The organism is Lentzea sp. NPDC051213 (genome assembly GCF_044455585.1).
GTDB lineage: Bacteria > Actinomycetota > Actinomycetes > Mycobacteriales > Pseudonocardiaceae > Lentzea.
The window spans coordinates 655,837-670,810 of record NZ_JBITEX010000006.1; the positions used below are offsets into that span (position 1 = coordinate 655,837).

The following is a 14,974-nucleotide window of genomic DNA, read 5'->3' on the forward strand; positions in this document are numbered from 1 at the left end:
TGGTGAGACACCGCAGGGCCCTCAGGGAGGCGACGCGTGACCACCGTTCTGGACAGCCGGCTGCTCAACGACGTTCTGCGCGACATCCTCAGCCCGTACGACCTTCCGCCCGTGGAGGACGTCGCCACCCGTCGTCAGCTCGCCAGAACGCTGCTTTCCGGTCGCGACAACGGTTCGTTCGACGGTCTTGCGCTGGCGTACGCGGTGATCGCGTTCTGCGCGTCCACCGAGGACGGTGCGGCCGAGGTGCTCGACGTGGTGCGGGACAACGCCGACGCGCTGGTTCTCGATGGCACCCGTGGCGGCTATGTGCTGCTGCCGTGCGCACACGATCAGCAGGTGGCGCTCGCCCGCGATCTGCACGACCGGCTCGGCGCCGACGTGTGGATGGGCGTTGCGTGGGCGTCTCGGCGTGACCTCCCGTCGGCCCGTGCGACGACCGAGGACGTGCTGCGCATCGCCTCCGGGCGTGCGCCCGGCGTCTACGAGCTGCGCAACGTGCTGGCGGACTTCGCGGTGCTGCGTCAGCCGCACGTGGCCGAACGGCTGACGCGGATGATCGAGCCGGTCGTGGCGCAACAGCCGTTGCTGGACGCGTTGCGTGCGTTCATCTCCGAGGACGGCAATCGTGCGGCGGCGGCACGGCGGTTGGACATCCACCGCAGCACGCTGGACCACCGCCTGCGGTTGGTCGAACGGCTGACGGGCTGCCGTCCGACCTCACCGCGTGCGTTGCTCACGTTGAGCGTCGCGCTGACCGCTCACTCCGCCCTAGAAGTGCCGCTCCCGGCCACTTACTGAGAGGTCTGCTGGGTGATCTGCTCGCGCAGCCGGTCTTCCTGGGCCTTGTGCTCGTCCGTCAGCACGCCCTCGAACGCCTCGGGGCCGTGGATCTGCCGGATCTCCACCTCGCCGCCCTGGAACGGCGCCTTCTTCAGCCACTCGACGGCGTCCGCGAGCGCGGGCAGCTCCCAGATCCAGTAGCCGGCGATCAGCTCCTTGGCCTCGGTGAACGGGCCGTCGATCACGGTCGTGGCGCCCTTGTCGTCGAACCGGACCCGCGCGCCCTGCGCACTCGGGTACAGGCCGTCGCCCGCCAGCATCACGCCGGCCTTCACGAGCTCCTCGTTGAAGTTGCCCATGTCGGTGAGCTCTTCGGCGGTCGGCATCTGGCCGTTCTCGGTCTCCGGGTTCGCCTTGACGATGACCATGAACCGCATCTCGATCTCCTCTGTCCGGTACGTCTGGTGCGTTTCTACCCAGGCGTCGATCGGGGCTGGCCGCCTTTCGACCGGCAACCCTCAATTGTGACTGGGGTCACACTATTAGGCTGGTGGGCATGCGCGACGACGTTGAGTGGATTCTCGAGAACTGCCAGGTCTGGGCCATCGTCGGCCTCTCGGACAACCCGTCGCGCGGGGCCCACGGCGTGGCCAGGTTCCTCCAGCAACGGGGCAAGAAGATCGTGCCGGTGCACCCGTCGGCCGAGACCGTGCACGGCGAGCAGGGCTACGCGTCGCTGGCGGACATCCCGTTCGCGGTCGACGTCGTCGACGTGTTCCGCCGCTCCGAGGACGCGGGACAGTTCGCGGACGAGGCCGTGGCGATCGGCGCCAAGGCCGTCTGGTTCCAGCTCGGCGTGGTGGACGACGCCGCGTACCGGCGGGCCAAGGACGCCGGCCTGCACATGGTGATGGACGTCTGTCCGGCGATCGAGTGGCGTTCCCGTTGACTCGGTAGCTACTCTGCGCAGGTAGTCATGGGACTGGGGGTCTCTGACACACACTGAGCCGTGGGGGGCTTGGTCACGCATGTTCGTCGACATCACTGTGCTGCGGCCCGCGGACTCACCGCGGGTGGGCGGCTGTAGCGAAGAGTTCGTGCACGCGCTGGCGTCTTCCGATGCCCAGCTTCCGCCGATCGTGGTGCACCGCCCGACCATGAAGGTCGTGGACGGTGCCCACCGGCTGCGGGCGGCCGTGCTGCGCGGCCGGCGTTCCGTCGAGGTGGAGTTCGTCGACGGGCCGGCCGAGGACCTGTTCGTCCTCGCTGTCTCGTTGAACCTCTCGACCCTGTCCACCGGCGACCGCGAGGCGGCGGCCCGGCGGTTGCTGCGGTCGCATCCGCAGTGGTCGGACCGGGCGATCGCGGCCGCCGCCGGGCTCGCCGCCAAGTCCGTCGGGGTCCTGCGGCGAGCCGTGGGCGGCCGCGCGGCCAACCGCGTCGGGCGGGACGGGAAGGTGCGGCCGGTCAACTCCGCGGCGGGCCGGCGGCGCGCCGGGAAGATGCTCGAGGCCCGGCCGGACGCCTCGTTGCGCGACATCGCGCGGGCGGCCGGGGTCTCGCCGGGGACCGTGCGAGATGTCCGGCTGCGCCTCAGCCTGGGGCAGGACCCGGTGCCAGAGCGCATGCGGGTCGCCGAGCAGGCCTGCGCCGAGGAACCGGTGGTGCGGGCCGAGGTCCGGTCGCCGGACGCCGCCCTGCCGGTGCTGCGGCGGGATCCCTCGCTGCGGTTCAGCGAGCACGGGCGGTTGTTGTTGCGGTGGCTCGAGATCCACGCGGTGTCGCCGGGGGAGTGGGCGACGGTCGCCGGTGGGGTGCCGCCGCACTGCCGGGAGCTGGTGGCGGATCTGGCTCGTGGGTGTGCCGAGGCTTGGGCCGAGATGGCTGATGCGCTGGAGCGGGACGGGCGCGCGGCTGTTTAGTGGCGTGGCGGTGGAGCGGGGCGGGCGCGCCGCAGGCCAGCACCGCCGGTCTAACCGGCGAACAGGATGTCGCTGATCTCGCCCGCCACCTCGCGTCCCGACGCCGGGCGCAGGCGGGACAGCAACCGGCTGAACGCGGTCAGGTCGATGTGGACGGTCGCCGACTGCACCTGCCGGATGTCGTCCAGCAGCGTGGCGACCAGCTCGCACGCGTGGTCCACCTCGCCCGCCTCGGCGTGGGCGAGGGCCCGGCGCAGGCCGAAGCGGGTGCGGGCGCGCAGGGCGGCAGGGGCGATCAGGGGGAGCTGGGCGTCCAGGATCGCGGCGGCCTCGGCGTGACGGCCCAGGTCGTGGAACGACCAGGCCGTGGCGATCGCGACCTGGTCGACAACACTTTTTGTGCCGTAAGGGGATTCGCTCACGGCTCGCTGTAACTCGGCGGCTCGGTCGAGCGCCGCCTGACATCGGGTGGCGGCGCCGGCCAGGGCATAACCCTGGGCTTCGCGTTGGGCGGCCACGGCTTTCACGGCGGTGGAACGGGACTTGGCTGCACGGCGGGCGAAACCGACGGTGGCGCGGGCATCGCCCCGGTACAGCGCGAACTCCGCGGAGCGGACCAGGGCGTAGGCCTCGAGTTCCGGGTCGCCGCCCTTGGCCGCGTACTGGACGGCGCGCCTGGTCAGCTCGGCGGCGGAGGCGTCGTCGCCCCGTTCCTGTTCCATCCAGCCCGCGTACTCGGCGTACTTGGCGGCCAGCAGCCACAGGCCGCGGCTCAGCCCGGGATCGTCGGCGGAGCGGGCCATCGTGCTGATGATGTCCACCTGGGGACGCAACCCGGCCAGCACCACGTCGGGGCTGGAGCGGTGGCCGAGGCTGCGGTGCTGGTCGAACATGAGGTCGTAGGTGAGCAGAACCTTGTCGTCGCTGGGGATCGGGCGGACCGGGGCGTCGGCCAGCGCCTTGAGACGGCCCTGCGCCTGCAGGGCGTTGTCGAAGACGCGGGCCATTTCGGGCGACGGACGGGTCTGGCCGTTCTCGATCTTGCTGAGGTGCCCCTTGCTGTACGGGACGAGCGCGGTCATCTGGCTGAGCGAGAGCCCGCGCTCGTTGCGCAGGCGACGTACCTCCTGTGCGAACGTGGGCGACAACAGCATCACCCCCTCCCCGGCAGTGTCTACGGCTTCAAACACGCGGATGCGGAATGTCCACGAATTGGCCGGAGATTGACGATCAACTGGGGCTAACTGAAGAGGCTCGCGATGGTTCCATGTGAGTCATGGCAACGACGTACTCGAACGAGCCGGCTGGTGTGGTGATGGTCTGGCAGCGCTTGGCGACCAGGTTGGTGCACCGTTCCCCGTGGTTCGAGGTGCGGGCCGACGACGTCGTCCGGCCGGATGGTGGCCACGGCACGTACACCCACGTGGTGGCACCGGGTTCGGTCACGGTCCTGGCGCTGCAGGAAGACGATCAGGTCGTGCTGACCAGACAGTGGATCTACACCCATCGCGGCACGCAGTGGCGGTTGCCTGGTGGGGCCGTCGACGACGCGGACGCCGATCCCGAGGCCGCGGCGCGGCGTGAACTCGCCGAGGAGACCGGCCTGCGGGCCGAGCGGTGGGAGCGGCTCGGCCAGATCCACGGCGCGGACAGCCTGAGCAACCACGTCGACCACATCTTCCTGGCCACCGGTCTCACCCAGGGCGAGCAGGACCTCGGCCCCGGTGAGGCCGACCTGCGCGTGCGGACCCTGCCGTTCTGCCGCGCGCTCGACCTCGTCCGGCAGGGCATGCTGCCGCACGCCGGCAGTTCGCACGCATTGCTCGTGATGGCGTTGCGCCGTACGGTCCAGAAATAGCCCCGAGGGTTTCCTGAATTTGTGTGAAACAGGAAACCCGTTCTCATTCGATTGGCTCGGCGCCACTCTTGGTGCATCGGCGAGAACTTCAGCCCGATAGTCAGTCAGAATGAGAAGGTGAATTTCTCGATGAGAATGATCTGCTCACTCGCCACCGTCGTGAAGGTCGCCGCCATCTGCCTTTTCCTGGGCTTTGTGGTCGGCAGTTTCTTCACCATTTCGGTGATCTGACTTCTCGGACTGCGGTTCTCCCTGGTCATCAGAGGGAGGTGTCAGCCGTGGAACCGCATTTCATCGCTTGATCTGCTGCCTGTGCCGCTGATCGGGCTCGGCGAGAAGCCGGCTCGTGGCGCCCACTGCACGCCGTAACCACGTCCCTGGCGGGGGTGCGAGAACGACACGTCGATCTCGCCGATCTCGTCGAGCGGCAGCCTGTCCGGCCACGGCGTCAGATCGTCGGTGTCGCGCGCCAGGGCCTCCTGGACGCGCCACACCGATTCGGGCAGGTCTTCCCGGTCGAACCGGACCCGAAGACGGAACGACTCGCACAACCGCTCCGGCCAGAACACGTAGGTCGGGCGCATGGATTGCCCCCGCGGCACCTTCACTTCCAGCGCGAACTGGTGTGTTTGCCCTGCGTTGAGGGGTCGGGGCAACCGCAGCTTCATGAGAAAGCGCCGCGGGGACGGCCGTTCGTGGCCGATGAGCTCCACCCCGTGCAACACCTCGATGTCGAGGTCGCCCGGCGCCCCGTCCGGCGTCGGCGCGGGGATCGTGATGGACCACGCGATCTCGTTGACCCCGTCTGTGTCGGCCACGACGGTCCGGCGTTCCGTGCACGCGGGCGTCGGGCCGTCCAGCTTCAGCAGCGCGTCGAACTCCTTGACGTGCCAGTGTTCCGACGGCGCCTCCAGCGCCGTCGACGAGGACGCCGGCTGCAGCGCGACCTCCACGAGCCGCTGCAGCCCGGCCTCCATTCGCCTGCGCACCGTGCGCGCGCCGCGGTCCTGTTGCTTCGCGAGCCACTCGATGCGTTCGTTGAGGAACCGGAACTGCGCTTCATCGTGCAGCCCGAGCGGCGCCAGAACGGCGTTGCGGGCTTCCGCGGGGAAACCGCGCACCGCGTTCGCCACCCACTCCCGCAGTTTCGTGCGCACCGCTTCCGCGCCGTCCGTCTCCACGATGCCGCACACCTGGCGCAGCGCCGGGCCGACGTGCAGGTCGATTCCGGGAGTCTGCACCCCGCGCCCGCGGCACAACGTCCGCAGTTCTTCCATCAGCTGCTCAGGTGAGACAGGCATCCGTCCTCCGCGCGGAAATGCTTTGCCGGGCATGTCGGGCTTACCTGGTCCGACGTTACTCCGGATGCACCATCCGGGTGAATGTGAATATCGGCGGCCAAAGGGATTGTTCTACACCGGGCGTCAAGATGATCACCGCCGATCGACTGATGTTCTGACCAGGTGTTTCGAGGTAACGTGCTGGTCACGGGCGGTGACTCCCTCCAGGCATCGCCTTCCCTGCCGATGTGGAGGTTGTATTCGTGCTGCGCACAATATTGTCAACCATATCCGCGTTCGCGCTGATCAGCGGCGTTCCTGCCGTCGCTGCACCAGTCGAGGGCGCCTACCTGCTCCAGTTCCGCACCACCCTGTCCGACGCCCAGCGCCATCAACTCGACGGGCTCGGCGTGCGGCTCGGTGCGTTCGTCCAGGACGGCACCTACGTCGCCCGCATGACGAGCACCTCACGCGTCTCGCGGCTGAGCTATGTCCGCGAGGTGCGACCGTTCGAGGCCAGGCCGCAGATCGCGGCACTCGGCGGCTCGTCCGACTACCTGATCACGCTGGTCGAGCAGGACACGCGTGATCAGCAGAAGGTCGCCGCCAAGGTGAAGTCCTTGGGCGGCAAGGTGAACGTGCTGTCCGAGAGCCGCGAGCACATCCTGGCCACGCTCGACGCCGGCCAGGTCGCGCAGCTCGCGAAGCTGCCGGCCGTGCTCGCCGTCGACCCGACGTCCGCGCCCGAGACGGACATGGCGATCTCGCGCGAGTCGTCCGGTGCCAACTACATCGAGACCGCGGGCGGCTACCGCGGCAAGGGTGTGAGAGGCGAGGTGATGGACGGCGGCCTGCGCACCACGCACCAGGAGTTCCGCGCCCGTCCGCCGGTGATGCACACCGGCAACTCGACGAGCACCTCGCACGGCACCTCGACGTACGGGCAGATCTTCGCGTCCGGCGTCTCGTCCGCGCACCGCGGCCTGCTGCCCGAGGCGCAGGGCATCTTCGCCATCTACAACTCGGGTGACCGGTACGCGCACACCAAGCAGCTCGTCGACCCGGCGGGCCAGTACCGGGCGGTGTTCCAGAGCAACAGCTGGGGCGACGCGCTCACCACCGCGTACACGTCGATCTCGCAGCAGATGGACCGGATCGTGTTCGACCACGACCTGCTGATCTGCCAGTCGCAGAGCAACGCGGGCACCCGCAGCTCGCGTCCGCAGGCGTGGGCGAAGAACGTGCTGTCGGTCGGCGGCCACTACCACTTCAACACCGCCTCACGCACCGACGACAAGTGGAACGGCGGGGCGTCGATCGGCCCGGCCGCCGACGGCCGCATCAAGCCGGAGATCTCCAACTTCTACGACCGCATCGACACCACGACGTCCACCAACGACACCGCGTACACGCCGTCGTTCGGCGGCACGTCCGGCGCCACGCCGATCACCTGCGGCAACGCCGGTCTGATGTTCCAGATGTGGGCCGACGGCGTGTTCGACGGCGGTCCCGGCAAGGGCCGCGACGTGTTCGCGTCCCGCCCGCACGCGGCGACCGCGAAGGCGCTGCTGGTCAACACCGCTGACCAGCACGCGTTCTCCGGCACCACGCACGACCAGACCCGCACGCACCAGGGCTGGGGCACGGCGTCCGTGCGCAACCTGTACGACCGCGCGAAGGCCGGTGGCTGGAAGCTGCCGGTGCTGGTGAACGAGACCGACCTGGTCACCACCGGTCAGACGCGCCGGTACACCGTGTCGTCCAACGGTCAGACGCCGCTGCGGGCGACGCTGGCGTACACCGACCCGGCCGGTTCGCCGACCGCGGCCAAGGCGACCGTGAACGACCTGACGCTGAAGGTGACGGCTCCCAACGGGACTGTCTACTGGGGCAACAACGGTCTGCTCGCGGGCAACTGGTCCACGCCCGGCGGTGTCGCGAACACCGTCGACACCGTGGAGAACGTGCTGATCCAGGCCCCGGCGGCGGGCACCTGGGTCGTCGAGGTGGTCGCCACGTCGGTCAACGTGGACGGTCACACCGAGACGGCCGCGACCGACGCCGACTACGCGCTGGTCGTGTCGTAGGTTTCCTGTTCGGGTTCAGCTCTCGCCGAGGTTCACCTCGGCGAGAGCCGGAAACCGCTCCCACATCGCGTCGTCGTCGTAGTCCCGGCCCGGCACCGGCGCGGGGTGGCGCCGCGGGCCGCCGGGCAGCTCGGTCCCGGTCGCCTTCCGGTACGCCTCGAACGGGATGGTGAGCGCCCTGTCGCTGCGGAGGCCGCCGCCGAAGACGGCGTTCTCGCGGACGTCCGCGCGGTAGGCCAGGGAGTCCGGGTCGGACAGTGCGTTCTCGAACGTGCGGTGTCCCTGCAGGATCAACCACCCGCGGAAGCCGGTGAAGGCCTCGTCCGAGCCGTCGCCGTTCATCAGGCAGGCGGCCGCGTGCAGGCCGGGCTGGGCGGCCCGCGCCATCAGCTCGTCCAGAACCCCTTGGGCGGCGGCGATGTCCTCTGGCTGCCGGGTCGCCAGCAGCTCGATCGCGCGCCGGGCGATCAGGTCCGGGGCGGTGATGGAGTGGTCGGGGTTGCCGGCGAGCTTGATCGCCTCGTTGACCAGCTGCCAGAACTCGTCGACGTCCACGCTCATTCGAAGCGCTCGGGGTCACCCGCGCCGTAGCGGATGATCTCGGCCTCGCCGCTCGAGAAGTCCACCACCGTGGTCGGCGTGGTGCCGCACTCCCCGGAGTCGATCACCGCGTCCACCACGTGGTCGAGGCGTTCCTTGATCTCCCAGCCCTGCACCAGCGGCTCCGCCTCGTTGGGCAGGAGCAGCGTGGACGTGAGCAGCGGCTCGCCCATGGCCTCGAGCAGCGCCTGCGTCACGACGTGGTCAGGGATGCGCGCGCCCACCGTCTTCTTCTTCGGGTGCATCATCCGGCGCGGCACCTCCTTCGTGGCGGGCAGGATGAACGTGTAGTTGCCCGGCGTGGAGGCCTTGATCGCGCGGAACACGGCGTTGTCGACGACCACGAACTGGCCGAGCTGGGCGAAGTTCTCGCACATCAGCGTGAAGTGGTGCTTGTCGTCGAGCCTGCGGATCTCGCGGATCCGGTCGATCCCGTCCTTGTTGCCCAGCCGGCAGCCGAGCGCGTAGCAGGAGTCGGTGGGGTACGCGATCAGGCCGTCCTCCTGCAGGATCCGCACGGCCTGGTCGATGGCGCGCTTCTGCGGGTTGACCGGGTGGACGTCCAAGTACTTGGCCATGGCCGGTGAGCTTAGGCCGATCATCGAGGGGCCAGCATTTCGGCTGGCACGCGTTGATAACCTGGGCGTACTTCTTTCCCCGGTTTGGAGACCTCCAGCGATGCTCGACCGTGCCGTCGTCGACGCCCTGTTCCCCTCGGACCTGCCCGAGCCGTCCCACTGGGAGCAGCAGTACCCGCCCCGTGAGCTGGGTGAGGGCGCGAAGGTCACGCGTCTGGGCCCGTCGCCGACCGGCTTCCTGCACATCGGCGGCCTGTACGTCGGCATGATCGACCGCGACCTCGCCTCCCACTCGGGCGGCGCCTACATCGTGCGCGTCGAGGACACCGACCAGGCCCGCGAGGTCGAGGGCGCCGTCGACCAGTTCAACAAGGCGTTCAAGTACTTCGGCATCGAGCCCGACGAGGCCGACGCCGTGGGCTCGTACGGCCCGTACCACCAGTCGCAGCGCGAGCAGGTCTACCTGACGTACGTGCGTGAGCTGCTGCGTTCCGGCCAGGCGTACCTGTGCTTCGCGACGAAGGACGAGCTGGCGGACATCACCGCACGTCAGCAGGCCACGAAGCTCCCCACCGGCTACTACGGCCGGTGGGCGATCTGGCGCGACAAGACGGCTGAGGACGTTGCTGAGGCGTTGGAGGCAGGTCGTCCGTACGTCGTCCGCTTCCGCTCGCCGGGCAAGGCGGGGGAGCGCACGTCGTTCGTCGACGCGATCCGCGGCTCGCTGGAGCACGAGGCCAACCGCAACGACGTGGTGATCCTCAAGGCGTCCGACCAGTCGCCGCGCCTGCCCACCTACCACTTCGCGCACGCGGTCGACGACCACCTGATGCGCGTGAACCTGGTGATCCGCGGCGAGGAGTGGATCTCCTCGGTGCCCACCCACCTGCAGCTGTTCGACGCCCTGGGCTTCGAGCGCGTCGAGTACGCTCACATCGCGCCGCTCATGAAGCAGCAGGGCGGCTCCCGCCGCAAGCTCTCGAAGCGCAAGGACCCCGAGGCGTCCGTCGAGTTCTTCATCGAGGCGGGCTTCCCGCCCGAGGCCGTCCAGTACTACCTGCGCGGCCTGGTGAACGCCCGCCTGGCCGAGCTGCCGCTGGCCGAGGCGCTCGCGTCGCCGCTGTCGCTGGCCGAGTGCGGTGTCGCCGGCCCGCTGGTCGACCTGGTGAAGCTCGACGACATCTGCGCCGACTACGTGGCGACGCTGTCCGGCGAGGAGATCATCGAGCGCGTGTCGGTGTGGGCGGCGGAGTACGACCCCGAACTGGTCACGGTCCTGGCCTCGGAGCGCGACGCGGCACTGGCGGCCCTGAAGGTCGAGCGCGGCCCGGAGGTCGCGAACCCGCGCAAGGACCTCCGCAAGTGGTCCGACTTCCGCACGGCCTACGGCTTCTTCTTCCCGTCGCTGTTCCCGCTCGTGTCCGACCGCTCGGACGAGCGCCTCGGCGGTCTGGCGCCGGAGCTCATATCGGCTTTCGCCGCCGACTTCGCGGACGGGTACGCCGACCTCGAGGACGGCCAGGAGTGGTTCGGGCAGATCCGCGCGCTCGCCTCGAAGCACGGGTTCGCGCCTAACCCCAAGGAGCTCAAGAAGAACCCGGACGCTTATCCCGGCTCCATCCGTGAGGCCGCGCAGTTGATCCGGGTGGCGTTGACCGGGTCGAAGGCCAGCCCGGATCTGCATGCTGTGGCTCGGACGCTTGGTGCTGATGAGGTGCTGCGGCGGGTGCGTGCGCTCGCTGGCTGATGGTTGTTGTGGCGGCCCCCGGTTCCTGGTGGAGCGGGGGCCGTTCCGTATTCCTCCAAGAGGAGCGCGCCACCCGTGACCGAGTCCATCACCGACGAGCAGCGGCGCGATGCCGAGGCCATCTGGGACTACCACCAGATGGGCCACGAACTGCGGCCGGTCGACGTCGCCATCGGACTCGGCAGCCACGACCTGGGGGTGGCGACCTTCGCTGCCGAGCTGTACCACGCCGGCCTGTTCCCGTTGCTCGTGTTCAGCGGCGGCAACAGCCCGACCACGGCGGCTCGGTTTCCGCGTGGCGAAGCGGTGCATTACCGGGAGCACGCCGTGGCGCTGGGTGTGCCGGACGGCGCGATCCTGGTGGAGTCAGAGGCGGGGAACACCGGTCAGAACGTGACTCTCTCCCGCTCGCTGCTCGCCGCGCACGGTCATCGGCCACGCTCGGTGCTGCTGATCTCGAAGCCCTACATGGAGCGGCGTTCCTTCGCGACGTGCCGCAAGGTGTGGCCGGAGGCCGAGGTGGTGTGCGCTTCCGAACCGCTCAAGTTCGACGACTACGTCCGGTCGATCGGTGACGAGAAGCTCGTGGTGGACATGCTCGTCGGCGACCTGCAGCGGGTCATCGAGTACCCCAGGCAGGGGTTCGCGGTCGAGCAGCGGGTGCCGGCGGACGTGATGGACGCGTACCGCCGCCTGCTCGAGGCCGGGTTCGACAGCCGCGTAATTCGGTGACGTTCCGCTGAGCCCGCGCACATACTGCCGGTGTGACAGAGGAGAGCTGGAGGGCCGGCTGGGCGGGGGACTTCGCGGACCTGCGAGGCAGGCGCGTCGAGTCCTGGGTCGGCGTCGAGTGGGCGCTGCGCGAGGACGTGCCGGGCAGCGGCCCGCAGTTCCACGACCCGGCGGTGCCCTGCCTGCAGCTGTGGGGGTTGCAGGCGGTGTTCGACGACGGCGGGTTGTTCAGCATCTGCACGTACGACGACGAAGCCGTCAGCGGGCTGTGGCGGAACCGGTCGGAGGAGTTCGACGCCAAACTTCACGACTCGAGCCGGTGGGCCGAGGACGGCGGGGTCACCCGCTGGAGGGCGTTGCGGGAGCTGCCGGTCGGGGAGGTCGAGGAGGTGACCGCCTACGCGGACGAGGGTCAGCTGGCCGAGGTGCTCCTCGTCATCGGCGGGCGGCCGCTGCTGCTCATGGCGGGCGAACTGTACGAGACGTGGGAGGACGAGCTGGAGTTCCACCGGCTCGACGAGTCGGTGCTGGCGTTCACCGACCCCGCCGCGGCCGAACGGGTCCCCTGGACGCCTTCCCGGCAGGACTGGTCGAGGGCACCCACTCCACTTGAGACCGCCCGACCGGAGCACCGTCGGCAGGGCCGGGCGAAGGCTGAAAGAAGGCCGAAAGACGCCTGAGCCCGGTATGGGAGCTTCCTCCCAGGAGTTCCGGAACAAAGTCGTGAGAGCGTTCCCATTGACGTGGACGTAACACGCCGTTGAGGATCTGCGGCATGCATTGGAGAAGCACTCTCGCCGCAGTGCTGGGGCTGACGCTCGCCGCCAGCGCGACAGCGGCCGCTGCAGCGCCCGAGGCGCAGCACGGTCCGACACAGCCGGTAATCGGGCAGCCCCGCACGGAGAACGGGTGCGCCCGCATCGAGAAGTCCCTGTCCACCCTCAAGGACTGGCCCAAGGTCGAGAGCCAGCTCAAGGGTGATCGCAAGGACGAGGCCAGGATCAAGGCCATCCTCAAGGACATGACGCTGGCCGAGAAGATCGGCCAGATGACGCAGCCCGAGATCGCCGCGATCACGGCCGACGACGTCAAGACCTACGGGTTCGGCTCCGTCCTCAACGGTGGCGGTAGCTGGCCCGGCGCCAACAAGAAGGCCACGCCGCAGGACTGGCTCGCGCTCGCGGACGCCTACTTCGAGGCGTCCAAGCAGTCGCGCACCAAGATTCCCGTCATCTGGGGCATCGACGCTGTGCACGGCAACAACAACGTTTTCGGTGCGACCGTCTTCCCGCACAACATCGGGCTTGGCGCCGCGCACGACCCGTGCCTCATCCGCGACATCAACGAGGCCACGGCCGAGCAGATCCGGGCCACGGGCCAGGACTGGGCGTTCTCGCCCACGCTCGCCGTCGTCCAGGACGACCGGTGGGGACGCACGTACGAGGGGTTCTCGGAGGACCCGCGGATCACCCGCGCGTACGGCTTCGAGGCCATCAAGGGCTTGCAGGACAACGCGAAGAAGCGCATCGGCGAGGACGGCGTGATCGCCACCGCCAAGCACTTCATCGGTGACGGCGGCACGACCGGTGGCAAGGACCAGGGCATCAACGCCGCCTCCGAGAAGGACATGATCAACGTCCACGGGCAGGGCTACTACGGTGCTCTGGCCGCCGGCGCGCAGACGGTGATGATCTCGTTCAACAGCTGGACGAACGACGTCATCAAGGAAGGCAAGGTGCACGGCAGCAAGTACGTGCAGACCGGCATCCTCAAGGAGAAGATGGGCTTCGACGGCCTGCTCGTCTCCGACTGGAACGGCATCGGGCAGGTCACCGGCTGCACCAACGCCAGCTGCCCGCAGGCGATCAACGCCGGCATGGACATCATCATGGTGCCGCACGACTGGAAGGCGTTCATCACCAACACGATGGCGCAGGTCCAGTCCGGCGAGATCCCGCTCGCGCGCATCGACGACGCCGTGACCCGCATCCTGCGCGTCAAGCTGCGGGCCGGCACGTTCGACGCGCCGAAGCCGTCGCTGCGTGACCACGCGGGCGAGCAGAAGGCGCTGCTGCACAAGGAACTCGCTCGCGAGGCCGTGCGGGAGTCCGCCGTGCTGCTGAAGAACGACAAGCGCGTGCTGCCGTTGTCCAAGCGCAGCAAGGTGCTCGTGGTCGGCAAGAGCGCGGACAACATCGGCAACCAGACCGGTGGCTGGACGCTGTCGTGGCAGGGCACCGGCAACACCAACGCCGACTTCCCCAACGCCACCAGCATCCTCAAGGGCATCCAGGACACCCTGGGCGCCGCCAACGTCACGTTCGCCGAGACCGCGGACAACGTGGACCCGGCGCAGTTCGACGCCGTCATCGCCGTCATCGGTGAGACGCCGTACGCGGAGGGCGTGGGCGACCTCGGCAAGCGGTCGTTCGAGTCCGCTCGCCTGCAGCCGCAGGACCTCGCCGTGCTGGACAAGGTGTCCGGCAAGGGCAAGCCGGTCATCACCGTCTACGTCGGTGGCCGCGCGCTGTACATGAACAAGGAGATCAACCGCTCCGACGCGTTCGTCGCCGCGTGGCTGCCCGGCACCGAGGGCGGCGGCATCGCCGACCTGCTGATCAAGGGACGCCACAACGGGTTCAGCGGCAAGCTGTCCTACACGTGGCCCGGTGCCGCGTGCCCGGCACTGCCCGGCGAACCGGCCAAGACCCCGCTGTTCAAGCTCGGTTACGGCCTGCGCGACTGGCAGACCGGCAACGTCGGCAAGCTCGACGAGACGAGCCCCGGCGCGCTGTGCTCCGGCGGTGGCGGTGGTACGGCCACTGAGGACCTGGAGATCTTCAACCGCACCGACGTCGCGCCGTACAAGAGCCTGATCGGCTCGGCGGAGAACTGGGGCGGCACCGAGATCGGCCCCGACGGCCAGGCCTCGCACGCCGAGATCAACGTCGTGCAGTCCGACGTCAACGTGCAGCAGGACGCGCTGAAGACGACGTGGACCGGCACCGGGCCCGGGCAGGTCTACCTGCAGAGCCCGACCGGCAGCGACCTGCGCGGCTACGGCAACGCCAACGCGGCCATCGTGTTCGACGTGATCGTGCACGCGGCTCCGGCCAACCGCACGGTCATCAGCGCGCACTGCGTGTACCCGTGCATGGCCGAGATCGACGCGACGCAGGTGTTCCGCAACCTCCCCGTTGGACAGAAGGCGACCGTCAAGGTGCCGGTGTCGTGCTTCTCCGACAAGGGACTGGACCTGGAGAACGTCAACACGCCGTTCCTGGTCTACACGGACGGCGCGTTCCAGGCGTCGTTCGCGAACGTGCGGTGGGTGCCCAAGGCGGGCGCTGATCCGGACGTCGTTCCCTGCACATAGCCAGAAAAATA

14 protein-coding genes are annotated in these 14,974 nt (G+C 69.0%); 9 read left to right on the plus strand and 5 right to left on the minus strand.

The genetic code is table 11. The features are described from left to right. Nucleotides 1-36 precede the first annotated feature (36 nt). Nucleotides 37-801, plus strand: a complete 765-nt coding sequence (locus ACIA8G_RS28325; protein WP_396421710.1) for a PucR family transcriptional regulator — start codon at nucleotides 37-39, stop codon at nucleotides 799-801. Here ACIA8G_RS28325 and ACIA8G_RS28330 read toward each other — a convergent pair. Continuing rightward, complete coding sequence (locus ACIA8G_RS28330) at nucleotides 795-1,220, minus strand: YciI family protein (RefSeq protein ID WP_396421711.1); 426 nt, start codon at nucleotides 1,218-1,220, stop codon at nucleotides 795-797. The genes ACIA8G_RS28325 and ACIA8G_RS28330 overlap by 7 nt on opposite strands. A gap of 119 nt (nucleotides 1,221-1,339) precedes the next feature. Here ACIA8G_RS28330 and ACIA8G_RS28335 point away from each other — a divergent pair, with 119 nt between their 5' ends. Further along, nucleotides 1,340-1,732 (plus strand): CoA-binding protein, encoded by a 393-nt coding sequence (locus ACIA8G_RS28335; RefSeq protein WP_396421712.1) that lies wholly within the window; start codon nucleotides 1,340-1,342, stop codon nucleotides 1,730-1,732. 79 nt (nucleotides 1,733-1,811) lie between these two features. Then, nucleotides 1,812-2,705: a ParB/RepB/Spo0J family partition protein gene (locus ACIA8G_RS28340; protein WP_396421713.1), complete on the plus strand. Its 894-nt coding sequence runs from the start codon at nucleotides 1,812-1,814 to the stop codon at nucleotides 2,703-2,705. 50 nt (nucleotides 2,706-2,755) lie between these two features. Here ACIA8G_RS28340 and ACIA8G_RS28345 read toward each other — a convergent pair whose 3' ends face one another. Next, nucleotides 2,756-3,859, minus strand: a complete 1,104-nt coding sequence (locus tag ACIA8G_RS28345; protein ID WP_396421714.1) for a helix-turn-helix domain-containing protein — start codon at nucleotides 3,857-3,859, stop codon at nucleotides 2,756-2,758. A 122-nt stretch (nucleotides 3,860-3,981) separates the two neighbouring features. On the opposite strand from ACIA8G_RS28345, the gene ACIA8G_RS28350 reads away from it, so the two are divergent. Continuing rightward, nucleotides 3,982-4,563, plus strand: coding sequence for an NUDIX domain-containing protein (locus tag ACIA8G_RS28350; RefSeq protein WP_396421715.1), 582 nt, complete (start codon nucleotides 3,982-3,984; stop codon nucleotides 4,561-4,563). A gap of 272 nt (nucleotides 4,564-4,835) precedes the next feature. Here ACIA8G_RS28350 and ACIA8G_RS28355 read toward each other — a convergent pair whose 3' ends face one another. Continuing rightward, nucleotides 4,836-5,864 (minus strand): hypothetical protein, encoded by a 1,029-nt coding sequence (locus tag ACIA8G_RS28355; RefSeq protein ID WP_396421716.1) that lies wholly within the window; start codon nucleotides 5,862-5,864, stop codon nucleotides 4,836-4,838. Nucleotides 5,865-6,121: 257 nt separating this feature from the next. Between ACIA8G_RS28355 and ACIA8G_RS28360 the strand changes: the two genes are divergently transcribed. After that, the gene (locus ACIA8G_RS28360; protein ID WP_396421717.1) at nucleotides 6,122-7,930 is read left to right on the plus strand and encodes a S8 family serine peptidase; all 1,809 of its coding nucleotides are present in this window, start codon (nucleotides 6,122-6,124) and stop codon (nucleotides 7,928-7,930) included. A 15-nt stretch (nucleotides 7,931-7,945) separates the two neighbouring features. Here ACIA8G_RS28360 and ACIA8G_RS28365 read toward each other — a convergent pair whose 3' ends face one another. Then, the gene (locus ACIA8G_RS28365; protein ID WP_396421718.1) at nucleotides 7,946-8,491 is read right to left on the minus strand and encodes a DUF4240 domain-containing protein; all 546 of its coding nucleotides are present in this window, start codon (nucleotides 8,489-8,491) and stop codon (nucleotides 7,946-7,948) included. Beyond that, nucleotides 8,488-9,108, minus strand: a complete 621-nt coding sequence (locus tag ACIA8G_RS28370) for an L-threonylcarbamoyladenylate synthase (protein ID WP_396421719.1) — start codon at nucleotides 9,106-9,108, stop codon at nucleotides 8,488-8,490. Before ACIA8G_RS28370 ends, ACIA8G_RS28365 begins: the two co-directional genes overlap by 4 nt. Nucleotides 9,109-9,208: 100 nt before the next feature. On the opposite strand from ACIA8G_RS28370, the gene ACIA8G_RS28375 reads away from it, so the two are divergent. The 4 genes from ACIA8G_RS28375 (at nucleotide 9,209) to ACIA8G_RS28390 (ending at nucleotide 14,963) form a co-directional block, all read left to right on the plus strand. After that, entirely contained in the window at nucleotides 9,209-10,855 is a 1,647-nt protein-coding gene (locus tag ACIA8G_RS28375) for a glutamate--tRNA ligase (RefSeq protein ID WP_396421720.1), read from the plus strand. A 75-nt stretch (nucleotides 10,856-10,930) separates the two neighbouring features. Further along, a complete protein-coding gene (locus tag ACIA8G_RS28380) occupies nucleotides 10,931-11,587 on the plus strand; it encodes a YdcF family protein (RefSeq protein ID WP_396421721.1) in 657 nt (218 codons plus the stop codon). Nucleotides 11,588-11,619: 32 nt separating this feature from the next. After that, the gene (locus tag ACIA8G_RS28385) at nucleotides 11,620-12,267 is read left to right on the plus strand and encodes a hypothetical protein (protein WP_396421722.1); all 648 of its coding nucleotides are present in this window, start codon (nucleotides 11,620-11,622) and stop codon (nucleotides 12,265-12,267) included. Nucleotides 12,268-12,362: 95 nt separating this feature from the next. Further along, nucleotides 12,363-14,963, plus strand: coding sequence for a glycoside hydrolase family 3 protein (locus ACIA8G_RS28390; protein WP_396421723.1), 2,601 nt, complete (start codon nucleotides 12,363-12,365; stop codon nucleotides 14,961-14,963). The last annotated feature ends 11 nt before the right edge of the window (nucleotides 14,964-14,974 follow it).